The sequence below is a fragment of the Streptomyces sp. NPDC002564 genome (assembly GCF_042889645.1).
Lineage (GTDB): Bacteria > Actinomycetota > Actinomycetes > Streptomycetales > Streptomycetaceae > Streptomyces.
In genome coordinates this window covers 257435-283030 of record NZ_JBIARE010000010.1, presented here as the reverse complement: position 1 = coordinate 283030, position 25596 = coordinate 257435, and the positions used below count along the sequence as shown (strand labels likewise).

The 25596-nt window shown below is 72.3% G+C and carries 23 protein-coding genes; 7 read left to right on the top strand and 16 right to left on the bottom strand.

Annotated elements, in window-relative coordinates:
* Positions 1–15 precede the first annotated feature (15 nt).
* The 5 genes from ACFYXE_RS30795 to ACFYXE_RS30775 all read left to right on the top strand — a co-directional run bounded on the left by ACFYXE_RS30795 (position 16) and on the right by ACFYXE_RS30775 (position 3894).
* On the top strand, positions 16–126 hold the full coding sequence (locus ACFYXE_RS30795; protein ID WP_389318193.1) for a pyridoxine 5'-phosphate oxidase C-terminal domain-containing protein: 111 nt from the start codon (positions 16–18) through the stop codon (positions 124–126).
* A gap of 147 nt (positions 127–273) precedes the next feature.
* A complete protein-coding gene (locus tag ACFYXE_RS30790) occupies positions 274–780 on the top strand; it encodes a PhzA/PhzB family protein (RefSeq protein ID WP_389318178.1) in 507 nt (168 codons plus the stop codon).
* Positions 781–842: 62 nt separating this feature from the next.
* Positions 843–1868 (top strand): methyltransferase, encoded by a 1026-nt coding sequence (locus tag ACFYXE_RS30785; RefSeq protein WP_389318176.1) that lies wholly within the window; start codon positions 843–845, stop codon positions 1866–1868.
* Between the two features lie 68 nt (positions 1869–1936).
* On the top strand, positions 1937–3148 hold the full coding sequence (locus ACFYXE_RS30780) for a phage tail sheath family protein (RefSeq protein WP_389318174.1): 1212 nt from the start codon (positions 1937–1939) through the stop codon (positions 3146–3148).
* A gap of 104 nt (positions 3149–3252) precedes the next feature.
* On the top strand, positions 3253–3894 hold the full coding sequence (locus ACFYXE_RS30775; RefSeq protein ID WP_389318172.1) for a hypothetical protein: 642 nt from the start codon (positions 3253–3255) through the stop codon (positions 3892–3894).
* Positions 3895–4075: 181 nt separating this feature from the next.
* On the opposite strand, the gene aroC is transcribed toward ACFYXE_RS30775, so the two are convergent.
* The 15 genes from aroC to ACFYXE_RS30700 form a co-directional block, all read right to left on the bottom strand.
* Positions 4076–5260: a chorismate synthase gene (aroC, locus tag ACFYXE_RS30770; RefSeq protein WP_389318170.1), complete on the bottom strand. Its 1185-nt coding sequence runs from the start codon at positions 5258–5260 to the stop codon at positions 4076–4078.
* Between the two features lie 10 nt (positions 5261–5270).
* Complete coding sequence (gene aroA / locus ACFYXE_RS30765) at positions 5271–6563, bottom strand: 3-phosphoshikimate 1-carboxyvinyltransferase (protein ID WP_389318168.1); 1293 nt, start codon at positions 6561–6563, stop codon at positions 5271–5273.
* Positions 6564–6684: 121 nt separating this feature from the next.
* Entirely contained in the window at positions 6685–7671 is a 987-nt protein-coding gene (locus tag ACFYXE_RS30760; RefSeq protein WP_361180811.1) for a ketoacyl-ACP synthase III, read from the bottom strand.
* 137 nt (positions 7672–7808) lie between these two features.
* On the bottom strand, positions 7809–8984 hold the full coding sequence (locus tag ACFYXE_RS30755) for a hydroxymethylglutaryl-CoA synthase (RefSeq protein WP_389318166.1): 1176 nt from the start codon (positions 8982–8984) through the stop codon (positions 7809–7811).
* Positions 8985–8987: 3 nt separating this feature from the next.
* A complete protein-coding gene (locus ACFYXE_RS30750) occupies positions 8988–10046 on the bottom strand; it encodes a hydroxymethylglutaryl-CoA reductase (protein WP_389318164.1) in 1059 nt (352 codons plus the stop codon).
* Positions 10043–11134 (bottom strand): type 2 isopentenyl-diphosphate Delta-isomerase, encoded by a 1092-nt coding sequence (gene fni, locus ACFYXE_RS30745; RefSeq protein ID WP_389318162.1) that lies wholly within the window; start codon positions 11132–11134, stop codon positions 10043–10045. The genes ACFYXE_RS30750 and fni overlap by 4 nt, the downstream gene beginning before the upstream one ends.
* Positions 11131–12246, bottom strand: a complete 1116-nt coding sequence (locus ACFYXE_RS30740; RefSeq protein WP_389318160.1) for a phosphomevalonate kinase — start codon at positions 12244–12246, stop codon at positions 11131–11133. The genes fni and ACFYXE_RS30740 overlap by 4 nt, the downstream gene beginning before the upstream one ends.
* Positions 12246–13298 (bottom strand): diphosphomevalonate decarboxylase, encoded by a 1053-nt coding sequence (mvaD, locus tag ACFYXE_RS30735; RefSeq protein WP_389318158.1) that lies wholly within the window; start codon positions 13296–13298, stop codon positions 12246–12248. Before mvaD ends, ACFYXE_RS30740 begins: the two co-directional genes overlap by 1 nt.
* On the bottom strand, positions 13288–14268 hold the full coding sequence (gene mvk / locus ACFYXE_RS30730; protein ID WP_389318155.1) for a mevalonate kinase: 981 nt from the start codon (positions 14266–14268) through the stop codon (positions 13288–13290). Before mvk ends, mvaD begins: the two co-directional genes overlap by 11 nt.
* 207 nt (positions 14269–14475) lie before the next feature.
* Positions 14476–15384 carry an aromatic prenyltransferase gene (locus ACFYXE_RS30725; protein ID WP_389318153.1) on the bottom strand — a complete coding sequence of 303 codons (909 nt, stop codon included), beginning with the start codon at positions 15382–15384 and terminating at the stop codon, positions 14476–14478.
* Positions 15385–15981: 597 nt separating this feature from the next.
* Complete coding sequence (hydA, locus tag ACFYXE_RS30720; protein ID WP_389318151.1) at positions 15982–17373, bottom strand: dihydropyrimidinase; 1392 nt, start codon at positions 17371–17373, stop codon at positions 15982–15984.
* Between the two features lie 91 nt (positions 17374–17464).
* Positions 17465–18748 carry an aspartate aminotransferase family protein gene (locus tag ACFYXE_RS30715; RefSeq protein ID WP_389318149.1) on the bottom strand — a complete coding sequence of 428 codons (1284 nt, stop codon included), beginning with the start codon at positions 18746–18748 and terminating at the stop codon, positions 17465–17467.
* Positions 18745–19587 carry a nitrilase-related carbon-nitrogen hydrolase gene (locus tag ACFYXE_RS30710; RefSeq protein ID WP_389318147.1) on the bottom strand — a complete coding sequence of 281 codons (843 nt, stop codon included), beginning with the start codon at positions 19585–19587 and terminating at the stop codon, positions 18745–18747. Before ACFYXE_RS30710 ends, ACFYXE_RS30715 begins: the two co-directional genes overlap by 4 nt.
* Before the next feature lie 218 nt (positions 19588–19805).
* Positions 19806–21488 (bottom strand): hypothetical protein, encoded by a 1683-nt coding sequence (locus ACFYXE_RS30705; protein ID WP_389318145.1) that lies wholly within the window; start codon positions 21486–21488, stop codon positions 19806–19808.
* A gap of 117 nt (positions 21489–21605) precedes the next feature.
* Positions 21606–21857 carry a helix-turn-helix domain-containing protein gene (locus ACFYXE_RS30700; protein WP_389318143.1) on the bottom strand — a complete coding sequence of 84 codons (252 nt, stop codon included), beginning with the start codon at positions 21855–21857 and terminating at the stop codon, positions 21606–21608.
* 48 nt (positions 21858–21905) lie between these two features.
* Here ACFYXE_RS30700 and map point away from each other — a divergent pair, with 48 nt between their 5' ends.
* Positions 21906–22673 (top strand): type I methionyl aminopeptidase, encoded by a 768-nt coding sequence (gene map, locus ACFYXE_RS30695; protein WP_389318141.1) that lies wholly within the window; start codon positions 21906–21908, stop codon positions 22671–22673.
* Positions 22674–22816: 143 nt separating this feature from the next.
* Here map and ggt read toward each other — a convergent pair whose 3' ends face one another.
* Complete coding sequence (ggt, locus tag ACFYXE_RS30690) at positions 22817–24646, bottom strand: gamma-glutamyltransferase (RefSeq protein WP_361168028.1); 1830 nt, start codon at positions 24644–24646, stop codon at positions 22817–22819.
* A gap of 104 nt (positions 24647–24750) precedes the next feature.
* Between ggt and ACFYXE_RS30685 the strand changes: the two genes are divergently transcribed.
* Positions 24751–25506: a hypothetical protein gene (locus ACFYXE_RS30685; protein ID WP_361168025.1), complete on the top strand. Its 756-nt coding sequence runs from the start codon at positions 24751–24753 to the stop codon at positions 25504–25506.
* Positions 25507–25596: the final 90 nt, after the last annotated feature.

The following is a 25596-nucleotide window of genomic DNA, read 5'->3' as shown; positions in this document are numbered from 1 at the left end:
TTCGTCGGCTACCACCTGCAGCCCACCACCATCGAGTTCTGGGCCAACGGCACCGACCGCCTCCACGAACGCCTGCGCTACGACCGCACCGACCACGGCTGGAACACCACCCGCCTCCAACCCTGAACCCCGCCACCGTGCCCACCGGGCAGGCCGCCGCGTACGCACGCGACCGTACGCGCGCCCCCGGCCGGGACCGCGGTGACCGCTGTCCTTGTTCCGCAAGACCGCCGGGCCGCGTCGGCCCGCCGGCCCTCTCGTCCGGAGACCTTCATGACCTCGACCCCGTCCACCGAACCCGCCGTCGCGGCGCCGGTGTTCACCAACGACCTCGACCTGCGTGCCCGCAACCGCCGGGCCGTGGAGCGGTACATGGAGATCGGGCCCGAGGCCCGGCTGCGCCGCTACACGCTCTACACCGAGGACGGCACCGCCGCCCTGTTCAACACCGACATCGGCCGCCCCATCGTGGTCACCGGCCGGGACAAGCTCCAGCGGCACGGCGAGCTGTCCCTGAAGGTACTGCCCGACTGGGAATGGTTCGACGTGCAGATCTACGAGACGCAGGACCCCGCGATCATCTGGGTCGAGTGCGACGGCGAGGGCACCATCCGCTTCCCCGGCTATCCCGAGGGCCGCTACCGCAACCACTTCATCCACGGGTTCACCCTGCGGGACGGCCTGATCGCCGCGAGCCGCGAATACACCAACCCGATCGAGCACATGCGCGCCCTCAGCATCGACACGCCCCACATCAAGCGGGACTGGATCCCCTCCTGACCCACCCCGGCGCGGCGTACCGCGCCCTTGCCCCCACCGAAGTCCGTAGGGAGAGACAGGCCATGAGCTCGGACAACACCCCCCGCCCGGCGGCCCGCGCCGCCATCGACCTCATCACCGCCGCCTGGCACACGCAGGCCGTCTACGCGGCCACCAAGCTGGGGCTGCCCGATCTGATCGCGGCGGGCCACACCGTGCCGGCCGCGATCGCCCGGGAGGCCGGCGCCGACGAGGACGCCGTCCGGCGACTGCTGCGGCTGCTGCTGCGGCTGGACGTGGTCGACGGCGACGAGACCGACGGGTACCGCAACACGGAGGTGGGCGAGCTGCTGCGCGAGCGGCCCGGCTCGCTGCGGGACGTGTCCCTGCTCTACGGCGAGGAGTTCTACCGGGCGTGGGGGGATTCCATAGAGACCTTCCGCACCGGGCGGCCCGGCTTCGAGACGGCGCACGGCCACTCGCTCGTCGACTATCTGAGCAAGGACACCGACGCGGCCCAGCGCTTCCAGCGGGCCATGCGGGCGCAGGCGAACAACTTCGCCTTCGACGCGGTGCCGGAGCACATCGACTTCACCGGTGACCGGCACGTCGTCGACATCGGCGGCGGCAGCGGCCAGTTGCTGGCCAGGGTCCTGGGTGCCGCGCCCGAGGCCCGCGGCACCCTGATCGACCTGGAGCACACCATCCCCATCGCCCGGGCGCACCTGGAGCAGACCGTCGGCGCCGACCGCGCCGAGCTCGTCGCCGGGGACATGTTCAGCACACCGGTCCCCCGGGGTGCGGACACCTACCTGCTGTCGCGGGTCCTCGGCGACTGGTCGCAGGAGCAGTGTCTGCGCCTCCTGCGCACCGTGCGCGAGGCCATGGCCCCGCACTCCCGGCTGCTGATCCTGGAGATGGTCGTCCAGGACGGCAAGGCCGGGCTGCTGGCCCCGCTGTGGGACCTCCACCTGATGGTGGTCAACGGCGGTCACCAGCGCTCCATCGGGGAGTACCACAGGCTGGCGGAGGGCTCCGGCCTGGCCGTCGACCGCTCGGTGTCCCTGCCCATGGAGACATCAGCCCTGGTCCTCACCCCTGTGGGCTGAGGACCCGACCGGGGAGGGGCCGTGCGGCCCCTCCCCTTCCGGAGAACCGTCGTGACCGAGGAGTCTGCATGTCCCAACAGCAGCCGAATCCCCCGCGCATCATCAGCACCGCCGGGCCGTTCGGCCCGGGTGTCCGGCTCCGGGAGGCGGACGGCGCCCGGGGCTCGGGGCTCGGGGCGCCCGTGATCCGCGGCGTGCACACGTCGGTCGCCGCCTTCGTGGGGGACGCGCGCGGCCTGCCGGGCAGGCCGGCCTACGTCCGCCATCCGCAGGAGTTCATCGAGGCGTTCTCGCACCGCAGGACCCGCGAGGACGCGCGCTCCCACGTCCACGACGCCGTGCTCGGCCACTTCCGCAACGGAGGGGGCGGGGTGTGGGTCATCGGCGCCGACGAGGGGGCCGCGGCGGGCACGGCCGGGGAGGGCGACCGGGTCGCCGCGTACCGGTCCGCCCTCGCCAGGCTGGCACGTCTGCCGGAGATCACTCTCGTGGTGGCGCCGGACCTGTGGCGGGTGCCGGCGGACGCGGACGGCATCGCGCGGGAGATCGCCGGGCACTGTGCCCGGCTCGGCGACCGGGTGGGGCTGCTGCACACCCGGCAGGGGCTCGCGCCCGCCGACGTCCGGAGCAGGCCGTTCGAACTGGACGAGCCCGAGGCCCAGTTCGTCGCGGTGCACTATCCCTGGCTGACCGTGACCGAGCCCGGCGGGACGGAACGGCTGGTGCCGCCGTCGGGGCACGTGTCCGGGCTGTGCTGCCGCGTCGACACGGAGCGGGGCGTGCACGCGGCGCCCGTGGGAGCCCTGGTGGGCGTGGTGAAACAGGAGTGGGAGCTGACGGACCAGGAGCAGGGTGCGATCGCCGAACGGGGCCTGAACGGGACGGGGTTCGTCGCGGGACAGGGCATCCGGGTGTCGGCGGCTCGCACGCTGTCCACGGAGTCCGGCTGGTCGGCCCTCGCCGTACGCCGCCTGGTGAACCACGCCCGCGCGTCGCTGCGCCAGGGCACCTGGTGGGCGGCCCACGAGACGAACACCGCCCCGCTGCGGGCGCTGGTGCGCCAGTCGGCCACGGCCTTCCTGCGCGGCCTGTGGCGCCAGGGGGCGCTGCCGGGCGCGTCCGCCGCCGAGGCGTTCGAGGTCGTCTGCGACGAGACCAACAACAGCGCGCAGGACACGGCACGGGGCCGGTTGAACCTGGACGTCGGCCTCGCCACCGTGCGCTCGGCCGAGTTCGTGACCTTCCGGATCCAGCACGACGCGGGCCACAGGATCCCCTGACCCGACCGTACGGCCCAAGAGTCCGGCCACACGGTCCTGACCAGCAGCGTCGCTTCAGGACGGCCGGTTCGGCAAGGCAACACCGTTAGAGGAGATGCAACACCATGGAGATTCACTCATGCTCGCGACACCACAGACAGGAGATCCGCACCGCCACCGGCGCCCTGCTCTGCGACCCGTGCACCAGGAAGCTGGAGCGTAATCTGCGCGCGCTGCCCGGCCTGCACCAGGAGGGCCTGCACCACGTCATGGCGACGACCACGCGCCGCAGGAACCCGACGAAGGTCTCCGGGAGCCGCAAGCGCGATCATCTGAACGTCGCCGCCCTCGACGCCAGGAGCAACATCGTCGCCATCCTGGAGTCGTGGGCGGGTTACGTGGCGGAGGAGCTCGGCACCACCGCCCCGCCCCGGTCCGTACCCCACCTGGCCTGCTTCCTCCTGCTCAACCTGGAGTGGCTCGCGGCCCAGCCGCCGGCCGCCGACTTCGCGGACGAGGTCCAGGGGCTGCACACCGAGCTGCTGCGGGTGGTCGAACCGGACCGCGGCGACCGCGACCCGCTCACCCGGCAGTGTGTGGTGGACCGGTGCACGGGGACGATCAACGCGTCGCCGCACGCCGTCGGGGCCGCGGGGAGCCCGGGCCAGAAGAGCAGCATCAGCTGTTCCGCCGGGCACTCGTGGGAGATACGGGAATGGCTCGTGCTGCGCCACCTCCTGGACCGGCAGCGCAGAGAGGCCGCCTGATCGCCGCCCTCGCGCACGGCGACGGCGGCCGGGGCTCCGTGACGGCGCTCGGCCTGTTCAGCGGGAGAGAGCAGGGCAGAGCGGTGCGGCGCCGACCGCGAGAGGGCGGAACAAGACGGACGGCCACGGCCCGCGGTACCTCACCGCGGGCCGTGGCCGACGAGCACGGTCTTCGGGCCGGTCACCGGATCTGGAGGTGATCGAGGTAGGACCGCACATTGCGCCGCGTCTCGGGCACACTGTCACCGCCGAACTTCTCCACCACCGCGTCCGCCAGCACCAACGCCACCATCGCCTCGGCCACGATCCCCGCCGCCGGCACCGCACACACATCCGAACGCTGATGATGCGCCCTGGTCGCCTCACCCGTGGCCACATCCACCGTCGCCAGCGCCCGCGGCACCGTCGCGATCGGCTTCATCGCCGCACGCACCCGCAACAGCTCACCCGTACTCAGACCACCCTCGGTACCACCCGAGCGCCCCGAGGTCCGGCGGATACCGTCCTGGGTGGACACGATCTCGTCGTGCGCCTTCGACCCCGGCACCCGCGCCAGCTCGAAACCGTCACCGACCTCCACCCCCTTGATCGCCTGGATCCCCATCAACGCCGCCGCCAACCGCGCATCAAGACGCCGGTCCCAGTGCACATGCGACCCCAGCCCCACAGGCACCCCATAGGCCAGCACCTCCACCACACCGCCCAGCGTGTCCCCGTCCTTGTGCGCCTGATCGATCTCGGCGACCATCGCCTTCGAGGCATCCGCATCCAGACACCGCACCGGATCCGCATCCAGCCTCTCGACATCCGCAGGCACCGGGTACACCCCGTACGGGGCCTTCGCCGCCGCCAGCTCCGTCACATGCGAGACGACCTCGATCCCGGCCGCCTCCTTCAAGAACGACCGCGCCACCGCACTCAACGCCACCCGCGCAGCCGTCTCCCGCGCCGACGCACGCTCCAGCACCGGACGCGCCTCATCGAACCCGTACTTCTGCATCCCCGCCAGATCGGCATGACCCGGCCGCGGACGCGTCAACGGAGCATTACGCGCCAGATCCGCCAACACCCCAGAATCCACCGGATCCGCCGACATCACCTGCTCCCACTTGGGCCACTCCGTATTGCCCACCATCACCGCGACCGGCGACCCCATGCTCAACCCGTGCCGCACACCACCCAAAAACGTGACCTCATCACGCTCGAACTTCATCCGCGCACCACGCCCGTACCCCAGACGACGCCGCGCCAGATGATCCGCCACCAACTCCGTGGTGATCGGCACGCCGGCGGGAAGACCCTCCAACGTCGCCACAAGCGCGGGTCCGTGCGACTCCCCCGCGGTCAGCCAACGCAACCTGCTCAACGGTGCTCCTTCACGTGCCGGTCGGTGCCGGACGGACTGCGTAGCCGGTGAACAGGCGCCGCATCTCGTCGTGGAACTCTGGGAAGGTCTTCGCCACGCAGGACGGGTCGTCCAGCGCGATCGTGTCCGGCACGGCGAGGCCGAGCACGGAGAACGACATGGCGATCCGGTGGTCGCGCCGGCACGCGATGACGGTGGGGCGCGGCGCTCCGGGGTGGACGGTGATCCAGTCGGGGCCGTCCGTGGTCTCGATGCCGCAGGCCCGCAGGTTGGCCGCCATCGCGGCGACGCGGTCGGACTCCTTGAGCCGCGCGTGGGCGACGCCGCGGATGGTGATGGGCGCGTCGGCCAGCGGCGCGACGGCGGCCAGGGTCATGAACGTGTCGGAGATCTCGCCCATGTCGACGGTGAAGCCGCCGCGCAGCCGTCCGGTGCCCGTCACGGTGGTGGCCGTGGGGCCCACGTGCACGACGGCACCGGCCCGGGCGAGGACGTCGACGAAGCGGAGGTCTCCCTGGAGGCTGTCGGTGCCCAGTCCGGGCACGGTGACGGTGCTTCCGGTGACGGCGGCCGCGGCGAAGACGTAGGACGCGGAGGAGGCGTCGGGTTCGACCGCGATGTCGGTGGCGGTGTACGCGCCCGGGGCGACGCGGAGCGTGCCGTCCGCGCTCTCCTCGACGTGCGCGCCGAAGCGGCGCATGAGCGCCAGGGTCATGTCGATGTAGGGGCGGCTGACCAGGCTGCCGGTCCGGATCGCCAGGCCGCGGCGCATCAGGGGCGCCGCCATCAGCAGCCCGCTCAGGTACTGGCTGCTCAGGGACGAGTCGACGGCGAGCTCGCCGCCCTCGATGCCCCGGGCGCGGATCAGCAGGGGAAGCCCGTTGCCCGGGCCGGGATCCAGCTCGACGCCCAGGGCGCGCAGCGCGTCGATCAGTGGGCGCTGCGGGCGGGCCCGGAGCTGCTCGGAGCCGTCGAAGAGGAAGGTGCCGTGGCCGGTGGCGGCGAACGGCGGCAGGAAGCGGGCGGCCGTGCCGGCGTCCGCGCACCAGGGGCGTGCGGTCCCGGTGGGGCCGCCGCCCGTGCCGGTCACGTCCCAGTACGCGTCCTGCGGGCCGCCGCGGACCGGGATGCCGCAGACGCCGAGCGCCTCGCGGAACGCGACGGTGTCCTCGCTCACCAGCGGGGCGCGCACCGTGCTCGTACCGTCCGCGGCGGCGGCGAGCAGCAGCAGCCGGTTGGTCAGACTCTTGGATCCCGGTACGCGGGCGGCCAGGCCGGTGCCGGGCTCCTTCTCCGTGATCACGCGGGTGCCTCCTGCGATGTCGTGCCGGGGAATCGGGCCGGGGAGCTCTCTCTGGGGGAAGTGAGGACTCCCCGGCCCTGTCGGGGTGGTGACCGTCAACGCCCGTGCGGGCGGGCGGTGTTCACCATTCGAGGAGGGCGAGCCCCGCGGCCATGCCGCCGCCGAAGCCGGCCAGCAGGATCAGGTCGCCGCGCCGGAAGGCGCCCTTGCGGGCCGCCGCGTCCAGCGTCAGCGGGATGGAGGCCGCTCCGGTGTTGCCGTACTCCTCCAGCGTCAGGTGCGTGGTGGCGCGGGAGAGTCCCAGGTCCTGGATGACGGTGTCGAGCATGACGCCGTTGGCCTGGTGCGGCACGAAGTGCGCGATGTCGTCCGGCGCGACTCCCGCCTCGTGCAGGAACTGCTTGGTGAGCTGCGGCAGTTGTTCCACGACGAAACGGCGCACCTCGCGCCCGTCCATCGCGAAGTACTGCAGGTTCGCCTCCAGGGCGGCCCGGTCGGGCGGGATGCGGCTGCCGCCGGCCGGTACCTGGATGAGGTCCGCGAGCTCCCCGTAGGTGTGCAGCGAGACGTGCCGTACGCGCGGGCCGGTGCCGGGACCCAGCACCAGCGCGCCCGCGCCGTCGCCGAACAGCACGACGGTCTTGCGGTCGGCCGGGTTCAGGATCCGCGAGTACACGTCCGCGCCGATCACCAGGGCGTGGCCGCCGCGGTGCGCGAGCATGCCCTCGGCCACCGACAGGGCGAACACGCTGCCCGAGCAGACCGCGTTCACGTCGAACGCCGCCGCGCCCAGGGCGCCGAGCCGCTGCTGCACGAAGACCGCGGTGGGCGGCTGCGGCCGGTCCGGCGTGGAGGTGGCCACGACGATCAGCGACAGCTCGGCCGCGGTGATCCCCGCCGCCTCCAGCGCCCGGCGCCCCGCCTGGACGGCCAGGTCCGAGGTGGCCTGCCCCTCGGCGGCCCACCGGCGTTCCCTGATCGCGGTCTTGCGGACGATCCACTCGCCCTCGACCCCGGCCGGGGCCCCGACCTCGTCATTGGAGACGACACGGTCCGGCACATAGGCGCCCGTACCAAGAACTGCGATATCGGCTGCGATATCGGTCATCCGCCTGCCCTACCCTCAACGCGACGTAAATGGTCTCTGCTCATGACAGGCGCCCGGACGGCCCCGCCGCTCCCGCAACAGACGTGCGCGGGCGGCCGCTCCGGGCCGCCCGCGCACCTGCCGTACCGCACGGCTGCCTACCGCCGCTCGTAGATCCGCTTGTGACCGCGCAGCCCGGCGAAGCGGAACTGTCCGCCGTTCTGCACGGGCGTCGGGTAGTCGCCGCCGTCGGTCGGGAAGGACCGCTCGTGCAGCTGGCGGTAACCGGCGTAGTCCAGCTCGGTGCGCCGCTCGATCGCCGCGAGGTTCTCCGCGGTGCGCAGCCGCTCCTTGTAGCCGGGCACGACCTCGCCGGCGAAGAACTCCGCGACGCTGCCCGAGCCGTAGCTCAGGAAGCCGATCGCCTGCCCCGACAGGTCCTGCGCCTGGTCCAGGAGAGCGGCCAGACCCAGGTACACCGACGCGGTGTAGCTGTTGCCGATCACCCGGTTGTAGGCGGTGCTCTGCCCGATCGCCGCGGCGATCACGTCCTGGTCGGTGTCCAGGCCGCCGTAGTTCAGCAGGTGGCGGTGCGCCTTGAACGCCATCTTGGTGAACGGCTGGTGGTAGCAGAACGCCGCGAACTCCTCCAGTCCGCGCCCGCCCTGACCGCTGTAGTCCTTCCAGCAGCCCTCCACCGCCTGGAGGTACGCGCTGATCGACTCCTGGCCGTCCACGAGCGCCGCGTCGCGGTAGTTGGGCCGCCAGAAGTCCATCACGTCCGCCGTGAACAACCCGGAGGGACCGTCGATCCGCACCAGCGCCGGGTCCGCGGACACCAGCATGGCCACCGCCGCCGCGCCCTGCGTGGCCTCCCCCGGGCTGTCCAGCTCGTACTTGGACACGTCGCTGGCGATCACCAGCACCTGCTGGGAGGGGTCGCGCGCCACCAGGCCCAGCGCGAACTGCAGCCCCGCCGTCGCGCCGTAGCAGGCCTGCTTCAGCTCCACCACCCGCGCCGCCGACGGCAGACCCAGCAGCGAATGCACGTACACACCGGCCGACTTCGCCTGGTCGATCGACGACTCGGTGGCGAACACCACCGTCCGGATCCGGTCACTGCCGTGCCGCTCCACGATCGGCGCGGCGGCGGCGGCCCCCAGCGTCACGATGTCCTCGTCCGCCGCCGGCACGCTCATCGACTCCTGGCCGATGCCGACGTGGTACTTCCCCAGCTCCGTACCGTTGTACGCGGCCAGCGCCGCGTGCGGCAGCACGAACTCCGTCGTCGCCAACGACAGATCGTGGATTCCTATGCCTGAACCACTGGACATGCCCTACACACCGACCTTTTCCGTCTGGTTACGCTCCAACTGGACGTGCGCGCGCATCAGTTCGCCGGGGTTCGTCTGGGCGGCGAGCAACGAGAGCTCTCCGCACAGGACGGTGGCCGCGGCGATGACGGCGAGCCTGCGGGCGTTCTCGCCGGGTTCGCGGTCGACCCGGCAGCCGAGCCGGGCGAGGTTGGTCTCCACGAACTCGAGGCCCTTGCCGTTGCCCACGGTGCCGACGATCAGGTTCGGCAGGGTGCAGGCGAAGTAGAGGTCGCCGTCGCGGTCCTCGGCCATGGTGACGCCCTGTGAGCCCTCGACGATGTTGGCCGCGTCCTGGCCGGTCGCGAGGTAGAAGCCGAGCAGCATGTTGGCGTAGTGCGCGTTCGCCGAGCGGATGCCGCCGGCGAGCAGGGTGCCGAGCATGTTCTTGCGGATGTTGAGCTGGACCACCTTGGCGGCGGTCGTGTGCAGGACGTCGGTGACGACGTCGCGCGGGATCAGCAGCTCCGTGACCACGTTCTTGCCGCGGCCCAGGATGCCGTTGATCGCGGTGGCCTTCTTGTCCGTGCAGTAGTTGCCGGAGATCGACCCGTAGGAGATGCCGGGGATCGTGTCGAGAAGGTGCTTGAGCAGCGCGTCGGACGCGAGCGTGGCCATGTTGTGCCCGGAGGCGTCACCGGTGGTGAACTCGAACCGGATGAACAGCAGGTTGGCGTTGATCTCGTGCCGGATGTCGATCAGCTGGGCGAACCGGCTGCAGCCGCGCACCACTTCGCGCAGCTCGTCGATGCGTGCCTCGATGGCGCGCGCGGCCACGTACGCGGTCTGCGCGTCCGTCGCCTCGACGAGGACGGAGCGGGTCATCCGCTCGTCGACGAGGGTGGCGACGATGCCGTTCTCGGCGAGCATGGACACCTTGGCGCCGCGGCCCACGGAGGGCCACAGCGGCGTCTCGTAGGTGGCCAGCGGGACCTGGGTCTCGGTGGTGGCGACGTTGCCGGAGATGCGCAGCGGGCCGACCCACCGCATCGGGACGCCGGCTATCGCGTGGGTCTCGGTCATCGGGTGCTTCCCGTCAGTTCTTGAGCGGCCTCGACAGAGCGGGAACGCTGGGCGAAGGGCGCCGTCTCGATGCCTCGGTCGGCGCAGAAGGTACGGAGGTCTCCCTGGATCAGCACGTCGCAGCGCCGCAGGTCGGCGGGGGTGCGCGCGCCGAGCATGGTCTGCAGGGCGGCCAGTTGGTCGAGCCAGGTGGAGATCTGGGCGATGAGCGCGGACACCCCGTCGTCCTTGAGCGTGCGCAGGAATCCGCCGGACACGCCGACGCCGGAGGCACCGAGCGCGAGGGCGCGGGTGACGTCCAGGGCGTTGCGGACGCCGCCGGAGGCCAGGACGGGGATGCCGACGTCCTGGGTGTCCAGGAGGCAGGCGGCGGTGGACTGGCCCCAGCCGTGCAGGAAGGCGTAGTCGCCGACCTCCCGCCGGCCGTTCTCGATGCGGGCGAAGTCGGTGCCGCCGCGGCCGCCGAGGTCGGCGACGCGCACGCCCAGGCTCTCCAGGAGGAGGACGGTCTCACGGCTGAGGCCGTTGCCGACCTCCTTGACGATGACGGGGACGTCGACGGCCGCCACGATCTTCTCGATCTGGGGGACCCAGGACGAGAACGAGCGGTCGCCCTCCGGCATCGGCGTCTCCTGCGCCGTGTTGATGTGGATCTGCAGGGCGTTGGCCCGCACCAGGTCGACGGCGCGCTGTGCCTTGTCGACCGAGGCCGTCGCGTTGACGTTGGCCAGGACGAACCCGTCCGGGTTCTCCTTGCGCAGCACGCTGAACGTGCCGGCGCAGGACGGGTCCTTGAAGTAGGCGCTCATCGACCCGGAGGCGACGGCGACGCCGGTCTCGCGGGCCGCGATGGCCAGGTCGCGGTTGATGATGCCGGTGCTTTCGCTGCCGCCGGTCATCGCGTTGATGTAGAGCGGCACCTGCCAGGAGATGCCGGCGAAGTTCGTGGCCAGGGACACGTCCGGGCGGTCGATGCCGGCCAGGGCGTGGTGGACGAACGACACCTCGTCGAACTGGTTGTGTCCGCTGAGTCCGCGCTGGTGCTCGACAGCGAGGCGGACGTGGTCGTCCTTGCGTTGAGAGATCATTCTTCGTTCCCTTCCATGGCGGGACGGAGCTGCAGGGGCCGCACCCCCGCCGTGGTCCACAATTTCCGTACGTGCGCGATGTCGGAGGACGCCTCGGCGTCCAGGAGTGCGATGCCGCAGTCGCCGCCGCCGGCCCCGGAGGGCTTGGCCGCGCCGCCGACCGTCTCGGCCGCGTCGCAGAGCGCGGTCAGCTCGGGGGTGAAGATCCCGAGCCCGACCGCTTCGTCCACCCGGGCCAGCTCCCGTCTGGCCCGGCGGATCTGTTCCAGGAGTCCGTTCCCGTCCCCGGCCTCCAGCGCGTCGACCGCGGCGCGCACGAAGTCGCCGGTGGTCTCGACGAACCGCCGGTGCGAGGCGCTGCCCCGCCAGGTCCGCCGGTCCAGGCCGGACACGAGGGACGCGGTGGAGGCGGGGTTGCCGGTCCAGCCGACCTCCAGGGCGAGGCCCCGGGGAGGCGGCAGCCTGCGGACCTCGTGGCCCGGCCAGGGGGCGCTCAGTGCCTCCCCGACGCCCGCGCGGCGGGCCAGGTCGAGCACGGCGGTCCGGTCGGGCGCCCGGTAGGCGAGCCAGCCGCCCCAGGTGCTCGCCGCGAGGTCACCGCCGGAGCCCTTGGGGTCGAGGCCCGCCGTGGCGAGCACGGCGAGCCGGTACCGCTCGTCGTACGACAGGTCGAGGCCGCAGAAGGCGGCCACCGCGTCGACGGTCGCCACGGTCACCGCACCGCTCGACCCCAGGCCGAACTTGGTGCCCCCGTCGTGCAGTCCGCTGCTCACCGAGACGTCCAACGCGGGTGCGTCCAGGCCGCGTTCGGCGAGCAGCCGGGTCACGGCCTCGACGGCCGCCACCACGTGGGTGAGGCCCTGGCGGGCGAGCCGCTCGTCCTGCGGGCCGCGGCCGGCCAGCCGCCCGTCCTGCCAGTGGCACCTGGCCGGTCGCGGGGCGAGGTCCGTGGCGAGGAGGACGCCGGGCTCGGCGGGGTCGGCGACGGTGACCGTGATGTAGCGGTCGACCGCCACCAGGATCGCCTGGTTGCCCGGCTCCACCACCGCGTACTCGCCCGCGACGAACAGCTTGCCGGGCGCGCGCCGCACGACCGTCGGCCGAGCGGACATCAGGCGCCCTCGGCCAGCAGCCGGGCGCCGGGGCCGGGGCGCGCGGTGTGGACCGCGCCGCCCTGGGCGGCGGCCCGCACCACGTCGGCGACGCGGTCGGCGTCGGCGTTGCGGCAGAGCACCTTGACGTTCGGTCCGGCGTCCATGGTCGCGTAGGCGGCGATGCCGTCGCGCCGCAGTTGCAGCACGCTGTCGAGGACGGTGAGCGAGGCGGGCGACATGTAGCGGACGGCGGGGCGGGCCGCGAGCATCGTGGCGTGCATGCCCAGCGCGTTGCGTTCGGCGATCTCGCCCACGGCCGCGAGGTCGCCGCGGCCGAGGGCGCGGCGCATGTCGACCAGGTCGTCCCTGCTGGAGAGGGCCCACGGCTCGTAGAGCGGCGAGGTGTCGACGGTGCGGCGCATGGCGGCGCGGCTGGACACGTCCTTGGGTCCGGCGTTGACCACGGCGACGACCAGGGCGGGGTCGAGGGGTCCTGCGGGCACGGGCTCGGCGTACGAGCTCAGGTCCGCGTCCTCGTCCGTGCCGTCCTCGCGGCCCGCGTGCCAGACCACGAAGTCGCCGAAGAGGGACCGGGACGCGGAGCCTGATCCGCGGCGGGCCAGCCGCGACAGCGCGGTGGCGTCGAGGTCCAGGCCGTAGGCGGCGGCCGCGGCCACGGCGAGGGCGGCGAAGCCGCTGGCCGAGGAGGCGAGGCCCGCGCCGGTGGGCACGGTGTTCTCGGTGTCGACGACGGCCCGGTGGCCGCTGCCGGCGCGCTCGCGCACCAGGTCGAGGAAGGTGACGATGCGCTGCTTCGCGTCGCCCTCGGCGGGCGCGCCGCCGAGCGTCACCTCGTCGTGGTCCGCGCCGGGGGCGAGGTGGACGCGGGTGGTCGTCGGGAAGATGTCCAGGGTCATCGACAGGCTGTCGGTGCGCGGCAGGATCAGCCGCTCGTCGCGCTTGCCCCAGTACTTGATCAGTGCGATGTTCGGGTGCGCCACCGCGGTCGCGCTCCCCGTGCTGCCCCGCGGTGCCGGACGCACCGCCGTGGCCTGCTGCTCAGCGCCCATGGCCGGCACTTCCCCTCAGCGGTACGACCCATGTCTGTTCGGCGCCGGCCTCGTGGAGGCGCCGGGTCACCGCGCTCGCCTGCTCGGACTGGGTCAGCGCGATGACGCAGCCGCCCATGCCCCCGCCGGTGATCTTGGCGCCGAGGCTGCCGGCCGCGTGCGCCCCGTCCACCAGGGCGTCGATCCGGTCGGTGCTCAACCCGGCGGCGCGCAGCAGTTCGTGATACTCCGTCATGCGGGAGCCGAGCTCTTCCGGCTTGCCGTCGGCCAGGGCGTGCCGGGCCTCGTCGGTCAGCTCGGTGGCGCGGCGCACGAAGCGCTCCTGCGCGCCGGGGTGCTGCTGGAAGCCTGCGCGCAGCAGGGCGACGGCGTCCTTGGTGCGGCCGACCTCGCCGCTGTCGGCGACGATGAACAACGCGTCGCAGCCGATGGGCAGTTCCTCGGCGCGGCCCTGCTGGAAGAGCAGCGGGCCCGGCGCGCCGACGGCGGTGGCGTCGACGCCGCTGGCGCGGCCGTGGGCCACGTTCTCCGCGGTCTGCACCAGGTCGAAGGCGGTCCGCGCGTCGACCTCGCGGTCGAAGAGGTCGGCGAGGGCGAAGACCACCGCCCGTGCGCAGGCGGCGCTGGAGCCGAGGCCCCGGCCCGGCGGGATCGCGCAGTCGAGGATCACGTCGAGGTGGACGTCGGCGGCGACGTCCATGGTCGTCCGGAACTCGTCGGCGAGCCGTCGCAGCCAGTCCGAGGCCTGGGTGGCGACGGGCCGCGAGGCGGAGCCGGTCATCGTCAGGGAGACGTCGCCGGAGTCGTCCGGGGCCTTGGCGGACCACCCGGCGCTCGCGGTGACCGCCAGCTGGGGCACCGGCAGGGCCAGGGCGGGAGCGCCGTACACCACCGCGTGTTCGCCCAGCACGATCGTCTTCGCGTGGGCGCGGCCGATACCGACCGTACGGGCGCGGCGGATTTCTGACACCCCCTCCGCCGAGGTCGGTGGCGTCAACGCACTCAGCTCCCTTTGTCTTTTCTGCATGGAGATCGCATCATCCAGATTTCTAGGAAGGAATGAAGCCTGCCGGGTGCGGTCACGGCCCCGGCCGTTCCAGAGAAAAGGGCCCGGCCGGAAGCGGGTGATCGCTTCCGGCCGGGCCCCTCGACTTCGGCCCCGGCGGGCGAGAAGTGCTCAGCCGTCGGAACGCAGCAGGTTCTCGACCTTCTTCTGCCACTGGTAGTACGAGGCGATCTTGTGGTACTCGCCCTTGGGCGTGGCCGCGATGCCGTAGACGTAATTGCGGCCCGTGGTGTCGTACGGGGCCTCCTTGATGAGCCGCTCGAAGGTCGGGGCGAAGGTGATGGGCAGGCCCAGCGGCTCCGTCGTCATCACCGAGTAGGTGAACCGGCTGATCTTCGGCGAGTCCCAGCTCAGCGTGACGTAGATGACGAACGACCGCTCGCAGAACTTCAGGAGCTCCTCGCTCGGCGCCGGGAGCCCGAGCTCGTCGAAGATCGCCCGGACGCCCTCCTCCTCGAAGACCGCGGCCGGCACGCGGTCGCCGACGCCGCCGCCGAAGTAGAGGTTCACGGTGCGCTTGGAGTAGTCGATGCCGACGGTGCTGACCATGTCGGCGATGCCCCACTTCTCGAAGAAGTCGAGGTTCGCGGCCACGCTCTCGGGCACGGAGGGCAGCTTGACCAGGTCGGACACCTTGATCAGGTTCTCCGCGCTGGGGAAGGACCAGGTCTTGGTGAAGCCGCCGGCGACACCGAAGTCGACGCCGCAGCTGGTGATGGGGAGGTTCTCGTGGACCTCCTTGAGCAGGCTGCCGACCGGGGGGTCCTGCCGGGGCGTGATGCCGTGCTCCAGGGCGCGGGCGTACGGGTCGAAGCCCTGCGGCAGCATCGTGAAGCGGGTGTCGAGGTCGTCGGCACTGCTGCCGGTCGACGCCCGGAAAGAGATGACGGAGTTGCCGACGACGTCCTCGAAGGCGTTGAGGATGGGCCACACCTTCTCGTGCGAGGCGGTGACGTCCACCACCTGGGCCGTCTTCTCGATGATCGAGTAGAGCTCTGTCAACTCGGCGGATTCCGACATGGTTCCTCCATTGATCGATCTTTACGTCTGGCGGGACGAGAACACCCGGGCGCCGTACTGCCGGGGCGCGTTCAACCGCTGGACGGCATGACGAAAGGAATACGAAGGGAATACGAAAGGGGACGCGCAGAATCGGCGGTCCCCCGCCCCGGGCGGACTTCATCCACGTGAAGAGCCGGAGCGGCATCTCATTGCTTAAGGTCGTCAATCCCCTTCGACCCGCGGGGATCGCACGCGCGGCTCTTGAGCCGTCCCGCACGGGGGCAGGACGGCACGCATGCATGGAGTGCGAAGGGGAAGCAGTACCGAACCGGGGAGAGACCCGGTCCCGCCCGTGCCGGCCAGTGGCCACGGCACTCGACCCGGCGCTTGGCGACGGGTTTTGGGCAGAGTCGGCGTGCAGAAATAGTGACACGGGCGGCTCCTTCGAGCCAAGGCCCCCTTGCAGTGACGCGGGTCACATGCCGTCAGGTCCCGGCAGGCGCCGGGCCGTTGCGGGCCCGCTCACGAGGAGGGGGCGAGAGGCCGCGCGATGCGGCCCTCACCCCCCTGGACGTGCGACGTCAGCCGTGCCTGCGGGGCGTCACCCGCACCGCCTCACGCGTACTGGCAGAGCCCCCGCGGCACGAACGACCCGTGCCCCGCGTGCCCCGTGTAGACCCGGTCCTCGATCACCGGGACGCCCCGGGACAGCACCGTCTCCACCCGGCCCGTCACCCGCTTGCCCTCGTACGCCGAGTAGTCCACGTTCATGTGGTGCGTCTGCGCGGACAGGGTCTGCTCGGCGTGCGGGTCGTAGACGACGATGTCGGCGTCGGCGCCCGGGGCGATGGTGCCCTTCTTCGGGTAGAGGCCGAACATCCGGGCCGGTGTCGCGCAGGCCACCTCGATCCACCGGCGGCGGCTGATGCGGCCCTCGACGACGGCCTGGTGCAGCAGATCCATGCGGTTCTCGACGCCCGGCAGACCGTTCGGGATCTTCGAGAAGTCGTCCCGGCCCATCTCCTTCTGCCCCTTGAAGCAGAACGGGCAGTGGTCCGTGGAGACCACCTGGAGGTCGTTCGTCCGCAGCCCGCGCCACAGCACCTCCTGGTGCTCGCGGGGCCGCAGCGGCGTCGAGCAGACGTACTTGGCGCCCTCGAAGTCCGGCTCGGCGAGGTTGTCGGTCGACAGGAAGAGGTACTGCGGACAGGTCTCGCCGAAGACCGGCAGGCCCTCGTCCCTGGCGCGGGCCAGCTCGGCCACGGCCTCCCGCGCCGAGACGTGCACCACGTACAGCGGGGCGCCCGCCACCTGGCTCAGCTTGATCACGCGGTGCGTCGCCTCGGCCTCCAGGAGCGCCTTGCGGACCTCCCCGTGGTACCGCGGGTCGCGCTCGCCCCGCTCCAGCGCCTGCTCCACCAGGACGTCGATGGCCAGGCCGTTCTCCGCGTGCGTCATGACCAGGCCGCCGTTGGACGCGGCGCGCTGCATCGCCCGCAGGATCTGCCCGTCGTCGGAGAGGAAGACGCCCGGGTAGGCGGTGAACAGCTTGAACGAGCTGATCCCCTCGGCGACGAGCCGGTCCATCTCCTTGAGGGAGGACGCGGTCACATCCGACATGATCATGTGGAAGCCGTAGTCGATCGCGCACTTCCCGGCCGCCTTCTCGTGCCACGCGTCGAGCCCCGCGGCGAGGGTGCCGCCCTTGGACTGGATCGCGAAGTCGACGATGGTGGTGGTGCCGCCCCAGGCCGCGGCGCGGGTGCCGGTCTCGAAGGTGTCGGCGGCGGTGGTGCCGCCGAAGGGCATCTCCATGTGCGTGTGGGCGTCGACGCCGCCCGGGATCACGTACTTCCCGGTGGCGTCGATCACCCGGTCGGCGCTCCATCCGTGGCTGTCCCGGGTGGCGAGCGCCACCACGCTGCCGTCCTCCACCAGGACGTCGACGGGCAGTTCGTCGGAGGCCGTGATGACCAGGCCGCCGGTGATCAGCGTGCGGTTGCTCATGTGGTGCGCTCCCTTTCCTGCGGTCCTGCCGGGTTCCTGCGGTCCTGCCCTGCCGGGATTCCGCGGCCCCGCCGGGCCGCGGTCGGGTGAACTAGGCGCTCCGCAGGGCCTGTTCGAGGATCGCGGCGCCTTCCTCCGCCTCCGCGACGGTCAGCGAGAGCGGCGGGGCGATGCGCAGCGCGCTGGTGTCGTGCCCGCCGCCCTTGCCGATGAGCAGACCGCCCTCGCGGGCCGCTTCGAGGACGGCGGCGGCCGCCTGCGGGTTCGGCCGGTCGGTGCCGGGCTCGACCAGCTCGATGCCGATCATCAGGCCGCGGCCGCGCACCTCGCGCACCACGGGCAACTGGGCGCAGATCGCCCGCAGCCGCTCGATGAGGAGTCCGCCCACCCGCCGGGCATTGCCCTGGAGGTCGTGCTCCAGGAGGTGGGTGAGGTTGGCGAGGCCGGCCGCCATGGTGACCGGGGAGCCGCCGAACGTCGAGATGGAGTTGGCGTCGAGGCAGTTCATGACCTCGGCGCGGGCCACCACGCCGCCGATCGCCATGCCGTTGCCGATGCCCTTGGCGAAGGTGAGGATGTCCGGCGGGCCGTGCTGCGCGTGCGCCTGCCAGCCCCAGAAGTGCTCGCCGGTGCGGCCCCAGCCGGTCTGCACCTCGTCGGAGATCCACAGGATGCCGTGCTCGTCGAGGACCTCCCGGAAGGCCGCGTACAGGCCGTCGGGCGGCGAGGTGAAGCCGCCGACCCCCTGGATCGGCTCGGCGATCAGCGCCGCCACTCCCCCGCGGCCCTGTCCGAGCATGTCCCGCAGGTCGGCGACGCAGGCGGCGGTGAACTCGGCGTCGCTCAGGCCGGCGTACGGGCCGCGGCTGCGGACGCCCCCGTGCACGTACAGCGTCTGGAGCGGCGAGAGGCTGGTCGGCGACCACGACTGGTTGCCGGTGATGCCGACGGTGGTGAAGGAGCGGCCGTGGTAGCTGTTGCGCATCGCCAGGATCTGGTTGGAGCGGCGGTACGCGGTGGCGAGCAGCAGCGCCGCGTCGTTGGCCTCGGTGCCCGAGGTGGTGAAGAAGACGCGGGCGTCGGGGATGCCGGACAGCGCGGCGACGCGCTCGGCGAGTTCCACCATCGGCCGGTCGAGGTAGAGGGTCGAGGAGTGGATGATCCGGGCGGCCTGCTCGCTCACCGCCTTGGTGACCTCGGGCAGGGCGTGGGCCGTCATGGTGGTGAGGATGCCGCCGAAGAAGTCGAGGTAGCGGGTGCCCTCGGCGTCCCAGACGTGGCGGCCCTCGCCGTGGGTGAGCTCCAGTGGCCGCCGGTAGTAGAGGGCGAGCCACTCGGGCAGGACGGCGCGGTGGCGGCCGTACAGGTCGGTCACGGCTGTACCAGCCCTTCGTAGGCGTCCGGGCGGCGGTCTCGGTAGAACGCCCACTGCTGGCGCACTTCGTCGATGAGGTCGAAGTCGAGGTCCCTGACGACGAGTTCCTCGCTCTTGTCGTCCGCCGGTTCACCGACGAACCGGCCGCGCGGGTCGACGAAGTAGCTCGTGCCGTAGAAGTCGTTGTCGCCGTACTCCTCCTGGCCGACGCGGTTGATCGCGGCGACGAAGTACTCGTTGGCGACGGCGGCCGCGGGCTGTTCGAGCTGCCACAGGTAGGCGGAGAGGCCGCGCGAGGTGGCGGAGGGGTTGTAGACGATCTGGGCTCCGTTGAGCCCCAACTGCCGCCAGCCCTCGGGGAAGTGGCGGTCGTAGCAGATGTAGACGCCCACCTTGCCGACGGCGGTGTCGAAGACGGGCCAGCCGAGGTTTCCGGGCTTGAAGTAGTACTTCTCCCAGAAGCCCTTGACCTGGGGGATGTGGTGCTTGCGGTACTTGCCCAGGTAGCTGCCGTCGGCGTCGATGACGGCGGCGGTGTTGAAGTAGAACCCGGACTGCTCGACCTCGAAGACGGGGACGACGATCACCATGCCGGTCTCGCGGGCGAGCTCCCGCATGCGGGTGACCGTGGGCCCGTCCGGCACGGGCTCGGCCCAGCGGTAGTGCTCCGGCTCCTGGACCTGGCAGAAGTAGGGAGCGTTGAAGACCTCCTGGAACCCGATGATCCCCGCCCCTTGGCGGGCCGCCTCACGGGCGTGCTCCTCATGCTTGGCGATCATGGATTCGGTGTCGCCTGTCCAGGTCGCCTGGACCAGTGCGGCGCGTACGACGTTGACCATGAGCTGCTCCTTCGCAGGTCCTTGAGAGGACGTCAGAGAGCCTCTACGCACGTAGACTTGCTGCGTGGATTAGGAGAACGTACGACTCCGCCGACGGGCTGAGCAAGACCATCGCCGTCAACCGGCGGAGTCGATCATGTTTCGCACCCGAGCGGGCGAGAAACGGGCGCGAAGCGGCCCGGCGACGGCAGCCGGGGCGGGCGTCCGGCCGGTCCCGGTCAGGCGCTGAAGCCCGCGACGCGCAGTGCGTGCACCAGGTCCCAGTGGTGCTCGTCGGAGACGCCCTGCGCCGTGTCGAGGAGCAGGGGTATGAGGCGGTGCGGGTCCGTGTGGGCGCAGCGGGCCACGTCCTCGGAGGTGCGCACGCGGACGTAGGAGTCGAGCAGCGCGCGGGCCTCCCGCTCCCGGCCCGCGTCGATCAGCGCGAGCACGGCCTCGGCGATCTCCGGCGCGGGGCGCGCGACGCCCTGGCGCAGCAGCTTCCTGCAGTCGTCGGAGCGGCCCGCCCCGGCGAGGGCGTCCGCCAGCGCGACGAGCCGGTCGGGCGGCAGCGAGGCGGCCTCCCACAGCAGGGTCGCCCAGTCGGCGCCGAGCCCGGCGCGGTGCAGTTCCCCGGCGAACAGCGGGAGCCGGGCGGCGGGCCAGCCCGCTGCCTCGACGAGCACGCCGTGCGCCTCGCCGCTGCGGCCCTCGCCGCGGAGCCGGACGAGGTCCTGGACGGCCTCCGCGGTGGCGCGGACGTCCGCCTCGTCGGCCGTGTCGCCTGCGGGGCGCGGCGCGGGCGTCCGGCCGGCGGGGGCGAACCGCGCCCCGCGCGGGGCGCGCCCGCCCTCCACGGGGGCGGGCGCGGCGACGGCTCCGTCCGCGCCCTGCGCTCCGCCGTCCCCGAGCCCGGCGAACCGCGCGCCGCGGGGGCGGCGCCGGGTCCGCCCGGCACGCGCCGGGGCCGGTTCGGGGGCCTTCTCCTGCCGGGGTACGCGGGGCTCGGCGTCCGGTGCCGCGTGGCGCGCGGAGACGGGGTCCGTGCCACCGCCGACGGGGCCGCCCGCGTCCGCGGGGGCGGCGTGCCCACCGCGCCCCTGGCCCCCGGCGCCCGGGACCGCGAAGACGTCGTCGTGCGCCGGCCCGTCGGCCTCCCGCTCCGGCCCCTGCCCGAAGTCCCCGTCGTACGCGCCGTATGCGTCCCCGTGGCCGTTACCGCCAGCACCGCCCGCGCCCTCGAACGCGCCCCCGAAGTTGTCCGCGGGCACACTGGCGAAGATGCCGCCCGGCCCGCCGTACGTGTCCCGGCCGCCGGAGTCGCCCGCCGCTGCCGCCCCGAAGTCCCCCGCGGGCGGTGCCCCGAAGTCGCCGCCCGTGGCCTCCGTGCCGAGGTCGACCCAGGACGGGCGCCTGGCCTCGGTCAGCCGGTCCATGCGTCCCCGCAGCTCCGCGCAGCGGGCGGTGGCCCGCTCGTGGTCGTCGCGGACCCAGGCCAGGTCGAGGTGGATCCGCTCGACGTGGTCCGCGTCGGCCGCACCCGTCAGTTGCCGGCCCAGATCGGCCTGCCGCTCCAGGGCCACCCGCTGCTCCCCGAGCATCATGTCGAGCCGGTCGCCGAGGAGTTCGAGCCCGCCGGGGCGCGCGTCGTACGCGTCGAGGGAGGCCCGGTGGAGCGCGCGCGCCCGGCCGGTCTCGCGCTCGGCCTCCGGAATGCCGCGGTCCGCCGCGAGGTCGTGGAGCAGCGCCTGCACCACGTCCCAGGGCGGCACCTCGGCGCCGTCCAGGCATGCGCGCATGCCCTCCGGGTCGCGCTGCCAGAAGACGCCGCACCATCCGGCGTTCTGGTCGAGCCGCCCGAGGAGGTCTCTCAGGTATCGCGCGAACTCCCTGACCTGATCAGGGAGTTGTCCCACTGCCATCTGCCAGCACCGCCCCGTGGAGACAGGAGTCTTCCGGTCCGGAAGATAACACCAGACGTGTTACGGGACGACTACACGCAGTTTGCCGCCGCGTCGTACGCCGCCGGGATCAGGACTTCAGACCACGGTCAGCTCGCACCGGACCACCAGCTCGTCCAGCGAGAGTCCGAGCGCGGAGGCCAGCGCCGCCACGGTGAAGAGGGCGGGCGTGGGTGCCCGGCCTGTCTCGATCTTGCGGAGCGTCTCCGCGGAGACGCCCGCCTCGGCGGCGACCGACACCATGCTCCGCGCACCGCGGGCATCCCGCAGGAGCATGCCGAGACGCTCGCCCCGTTCGCGCTCTTCGGGGGTCAAAGGAGTCCGTACCATGCGGCCATCGTAGCCGACCCCCATTCAAATACCGGTATAGTAATTGGCATGGTGGAACTCAAGACAGCAGAATCGATCGAGGCGATGCGTGCAGCGGGCCGCATCGTGGCGCAGGCCCTGACCGCATGCCGCGAGGCGGCCGCCGTGGGCGTGTCCCTGCTCGACCTCGACGAGGTGGCGCACGACGTGCTCCGCAAGGCCGGCGCCTCCTCCCCCTTCCTCGGCTACCGCCCGCACTTCGCCCCCACCCCGTTCCCGGGCGTCATCTGCGCGTCGGTGAACGACGCGATCGTGCACGGCATCCCCGACGGCTACCGGCTGCGCGACGGCGACCTCGTCTCCATCGACTGCGGCGCCGAGCTCGCGGGATGGGTGGGTGACTCCGCGATCAGCTTCACGGTCGGCACCCCGCGCCCGGCGGACCTGCGTCTCATCGAGACGGCGGAGCGCGCCCTGGCCGCGGGCATCGCGGCGGCCGTGCCGGGCAACCGCATCGGCGACATCGCGCACGCCGTCGGCACGATCTGCCGCAAGGAGGGGTACGGCATCCCGGAGGACTTCGGCGGCCACGGCATCGGCCGCAGCATGCACGAGGACCCGGGCGTGCCGAACGAGGGCCGTCCCGGCCGCGGCATGGTCCTGCGGCCCGGCATGGCCCTGGCCATCGAGCCGATGGTGGTCGCGGGCGGCGGCGACGGCTACTACCCGGCGCCGGACGGCTGGACGCTCCGCTCGAACGACGGGAGCCGGGCGGCGCACGCCGAGCACAGCATCGCGATCACCGAGGACGGCCCGAGGATCCTGACCGCACTGTGATCCGTACGGTGATCCGTGCTGCGATCCGTGCTGCGATCCATACGGTGATCCGCCGCCGCGTGCGGGCCGGGAGGCTCCGGGACCCGCGGACGGCCTGAGGGGTCGGGGCCGCGCATTCCGGGCCCCGACCCCTCCGGCGCACCTCACCGGTCGGGATGCACCACCATCGCCGACCCGCCGCCCCTGCGGACCTTCTCCGCGGCGGCGAGCCACCTGCCGTCCGCGAGGCGCTGGACGCCCGTGGCGGCACCGATCTCCGGGTTCTGCTTGAAGGAGTGCCCCAGCGCCTCCAGCGCCTTCTTCGAGGGGCTGTCCCACAGGCCGGGTTCGAGCTCGGTCTGCGCGGCGTTGCGCTGGCTGGCGCGCGGCGCGGCGATCGCGTCGACCAGCGGAAGGTCCCGGTCGACGAAGCCCGTCAGGGTCTGCAGGACGGTCGTGATGATGGTGGCGCCGCCCGGCGAGCCGAGCGCCACGACCGGCTTGTCGTGCCGGAGCACGATCGTCGGGGAGATCGAGGAGCGCGGCCGCTTGCCGGGCCCGGGCAGGTTCGGGTCGTGCACCGCCGGGTCGGCCGGCGCGAAGGAGAAGTCGGTCAGTTCGTTGTTGAGCAGGAACCCGCGCCCCGGGACGGTGATGCCGCTGCCGCCGGTGGACTCGATGGTCAGGGTGTACGCGACGACGTTGCCCCACTTGTCGGCGGCCGTCAGATGCGTGGTGTTCTCGCCCTCGTACGTCGTCGGGGCGGCCTTGTCGCCCGTCGCGCAGGCCCTGGGCCTACGCGGGTCGCCGGGTGCGAGCGGGCTCTTGAGGACGGCGTCGTCCTTGATCAGGCAGGCGCGCGAGTCGGCGTACCGCTGGGAGAGGAGCTGCTTGGTCGGCACGTCCTCGAACGCCGGGTCGCCGACCCAGCGGCCGCGGTCGGCGAACGCGATGCGGCTCGCCTCGATGTAGCGGTGCAGGTAGGCGGTCTTCGACGCCTCGGAGAGGTCCGTGCGCTCCAGGATGTTCAGCGCCTCGCCGACGCTGGTACCGCCGGAGGACGAGGGCGCCATGGAGTACACGTCGAGTCCGCGGTACGAGGTCTTCGTCGGGGCCTGGCGCTTGACCGCGTACGCCTTGAGGTCCTTGGCGGAGAGGTCGCCGGGCCGCGCGACGCGGTCCGCGTCCGGGTCGACGGGCGGCTTGTTCACCGTGCGCACGACGTCCTTGCCGAGCTCCCCGCGGTACAGCGCGCCGACGCCCTCGCGGCCCAGCTCGGCATAGGTGCGGGCCAGGTCGGGGTTCTTGAACGTCGACCCGACGACCGGCAGCTCGCCGCCGGGCAGGAACAGCTTCGCGGTGTCGGGGAAGTCCTCGAAGCGCTGCCGGTTCGACTCGGTCTGCGCGCGGAAGGTCGGGTCGACCGTGAAGCCGTCGCGCGCCAGGCGCTCGGCGGGCTTCAGGAGGGTGCGCAGGCTCTTGCTGCCCCAGGCGTCGAGCGCGGACCGCCAGGTGGCGGGCGTGCCGGGGGTGCCGACGCTCAGGCCGCTGGTGACGGCGTCGGCGAAGGGGATCGGCTTGCCGTTCTCCAGGAACAGCCCGGAGTCGGCGGTGCGCGGGGCCGTCTCGCGGCCGTCGATCGTGCTGACCTCGCGGGTCTTCGCGTCGTAGTGGACGAAGTAGCCGCCGCCTCCGACACCCGCCGAGTAGGGCTCGGTGACGCCGAGCGCGGCGGCGGTGGCGACGGCCGCGTCCACGGCGTTGCCGCCCTTCCTGAGGACCTCGATGCCCGCCGCCGAGGCGTCGGGGTCGACACTGGCGACGGCGCCGCCGGATCCGACGGCGACCGGCTCCTTGTGCGGGGTGGCACCCGCGGGGCGCGCGGACGCCGGTTCCGCCGAGCGCGAAGGCGAAGGGGGCGCGGCCGCACCGACCGACACCAATACCCCTCCGACCGCCCATAGGGTGAGATTCCGTACGACAGCGCGACGCATTCGTACCTCCAGTCAACAACCGTCTGCGCAGCGTAACTTCACCTGCCCTGCCGCGTCAGGACCTCCTCGAACACCGGTGCGGCGGCCCGCTAGCATGCGCCCCCATGACTGAAGACGTGCGCAACCTCGTCCTCGGCCTGATCGCGGTCGGCATCGCTGCCGTCCTTGGCTGGCTCGTCCGCGGCTACCTGTGGAAGCGCAGGCTCCGCCGCAAGCAGGCCTTCTTCGGGCTGCCCGACAACTCCGAGTCGCTGCTCGTGGTGAACCGCGACGCGGGCGGCCCCGAACTGATGGTGGTGCGCCAGGACGTCTTCGCGCTGCTCGAACTCTCCGCGGTGATCAAGGAGTGCGGGGCGCACGCCCAGGTGGTCGCGCACGACGCGGCCCAGCAGGGCTTCGGCGAGCGCACCGAGTTCTGCGTGGGCAGCCCGGTGGCGAACCGCCGGATGGCCGCGCACATGCACTCGCTGCTGCCCGGCGTGCGCGTGAACACGGAGCCGGAGCCGGTCGCCGACCGCGGCGCCTTCCAGATCGGCGGCGAGCGCTACCGCCTGGAGTCCGGCCTGACCGAGTACGTGATCCTCGCCCGGCTCACCGCGGACCAGGGCCAGGAGGCCAGACCCGTCTTCCTCTTCTGCGGCCAGCGCGCGGTCACCAGCCAGGCGGCCACCCGCTATCTGGCCCGCCACCACGAGAAGCTCGCCCGCAAGCACGGCGGCAACTCGTTCGTCCTGCTCCTGAAGATCGTCAATTCGCAGGCGTACGGACCCGACGTCGTCGAGCTCGTCGCGGACGTGACGCGCGCCGCGCGGACGCCGCTGCCCACGCCGTCGGCGCGCTCCTCCCATCGCGCCAAGTGACGCCGCCCTCACGCAGCGCCGACACCGACCGGCGCCTTACGTGATCTAGCGGGGAATTTCCGGACAACAGGCAACCCGTCCCGGCCATGG

What these genes read in the sequence shown, in the direction of transcription:
- ACFYXE_RS30790 (WP_389318178.1), top strand. Translation starts at nt 274, where the DNA reads ATGACCTCGACCCCGTCCACCGAACCCGCCGTCGCGGCGCCGGTGTTC.
- ACFYXE_RS30785 (WP_389318176.1), top strand. Translation starts at nt 843, where the DNA reads ATGAGCTCGGACAACACCCCCCGCCCGGCGGCCCGCGCCGCCATCGAC.
- ACFYXE_RS30780 (WP_389318174.1), top strand. Translation starts at nt 1,937, where the DNA reads ATGTCCCAACAGCAGCCGAATCCCCCGCGCATCATCAGCACCGCCGGG.
- ACFYXE_RS30775 (WP_389318172.1), top strand. Translation starts at nt 3,253, where the DNA reads ATGGAGATTCACTCATGCTCGCGACACCACAGACAGGAGATCCGCACC.
- ACFYXE_RS30760 (WP_361180811.1), bottom strand. Translation starts at nt 7,671, where the DNA reads ATGACCGATATCGCAGCCGATATCGCAGTTCTTGGTACGGGCGCCTAT.
- ACFYXE_RS30755 (WP_389318166.1), bottom strand. Translation starts at nt 8,984, where the DNA reads ATGTCCAGTGGTTCAGGCATAGGAATCCACGATCTGTCGTTGGCGACG.
- ACFYXE_RS30750 (WP_389318164.1), bottom strand. Translation starts at nt 10,046, where the DNA reads ATGACCGAGACCCACGCGATAGCCGGCGTCCCGATGCGGTGGGTCGGC.
- fni (WP_389318162.1), bottom strand. Translation starts at nt 11,134, where the DNA reads ATGATCTCTCAACGCAAGGACGACCACGTCCGCCTCGCTGTCGAGCAC.
- ACFYXE_RS30740 (WP_389318160.1), bottom strand. Translation starts at nt 12,246, where the DNA reads ATGTCCGCTCGGCCGACGGTCGTGCGGCGCGCGCCCGGCAAGCTGTTC.
- mvaD (WP_389318158.1), bottom strand. Translation starts at nt 13,298, where the DNA reads ATGGGCGCTGAGCAGCAGGCCACGGCGGTGCGTCCGGCACCGCGGGGC.
- ACFYXE_RS30725 (WP_389318153.1), bottom strand. Translation starts at nt 15,384, where the DNA reads ATGTCGGAATCCGCCGAGTTGACAGAGCTCTACTCGATCATCGAGAAG.
- hydA (WP_389318151.1), bottom strand. Translation starts at nt 17,373, where the DNA reads ATGAGCAACCGCACGCTGATCACCGGCGGCCTGGTCATCACGGCCTCC.
- ACFYXE_RS30710 (WP_389318147.1), bottom strand. Translation starts at nt 19,587, where the DNA reads ATGGTCAACGTCGTACGCGCCGCACTGGTCCAGGCGACCTGGACAGGC.
- ACFYXE_RS30705 (WP_389318145.1), bottom strand. Translation starts at nt 21,488, where the DNA reads ATGGCAGTGGGACAACTCCCTGATCAGGTCAGGGAGTTCGCGCGATAC.
- ACFYXE_RS30700 (WP_389318143.1), bottom strand. Translation starts at nt 21,857, where the DNA reads ATGGTACGGACTCCTTTGACCCCCGAAGAGCGCGAACGGGGCGAGCGT.
- map (WP_389318141.1), top strand. Translation starts at nt 21,906, where the DNA reads ATGGTGGAACTCAAGACAGCAGAATCGATCGAGGCGATGCGTGCAGCG.
- ggt (WP_361168028.1), bottom strand. Translation starts at nt 24,646, where the DNA reads ATGCGTCGCGCTGTCGTACGGAATCTCACCCTATGGGCGGTCGGAGGG.
- ACFYXE_RS30685 (WP_361168025.1), top strand. Translation starts at nt 24,751, where the DNA reads ATGACTGAAGACGTGCGCAACCTCGTCCTCGGCCTGATCGCGGTCGGC.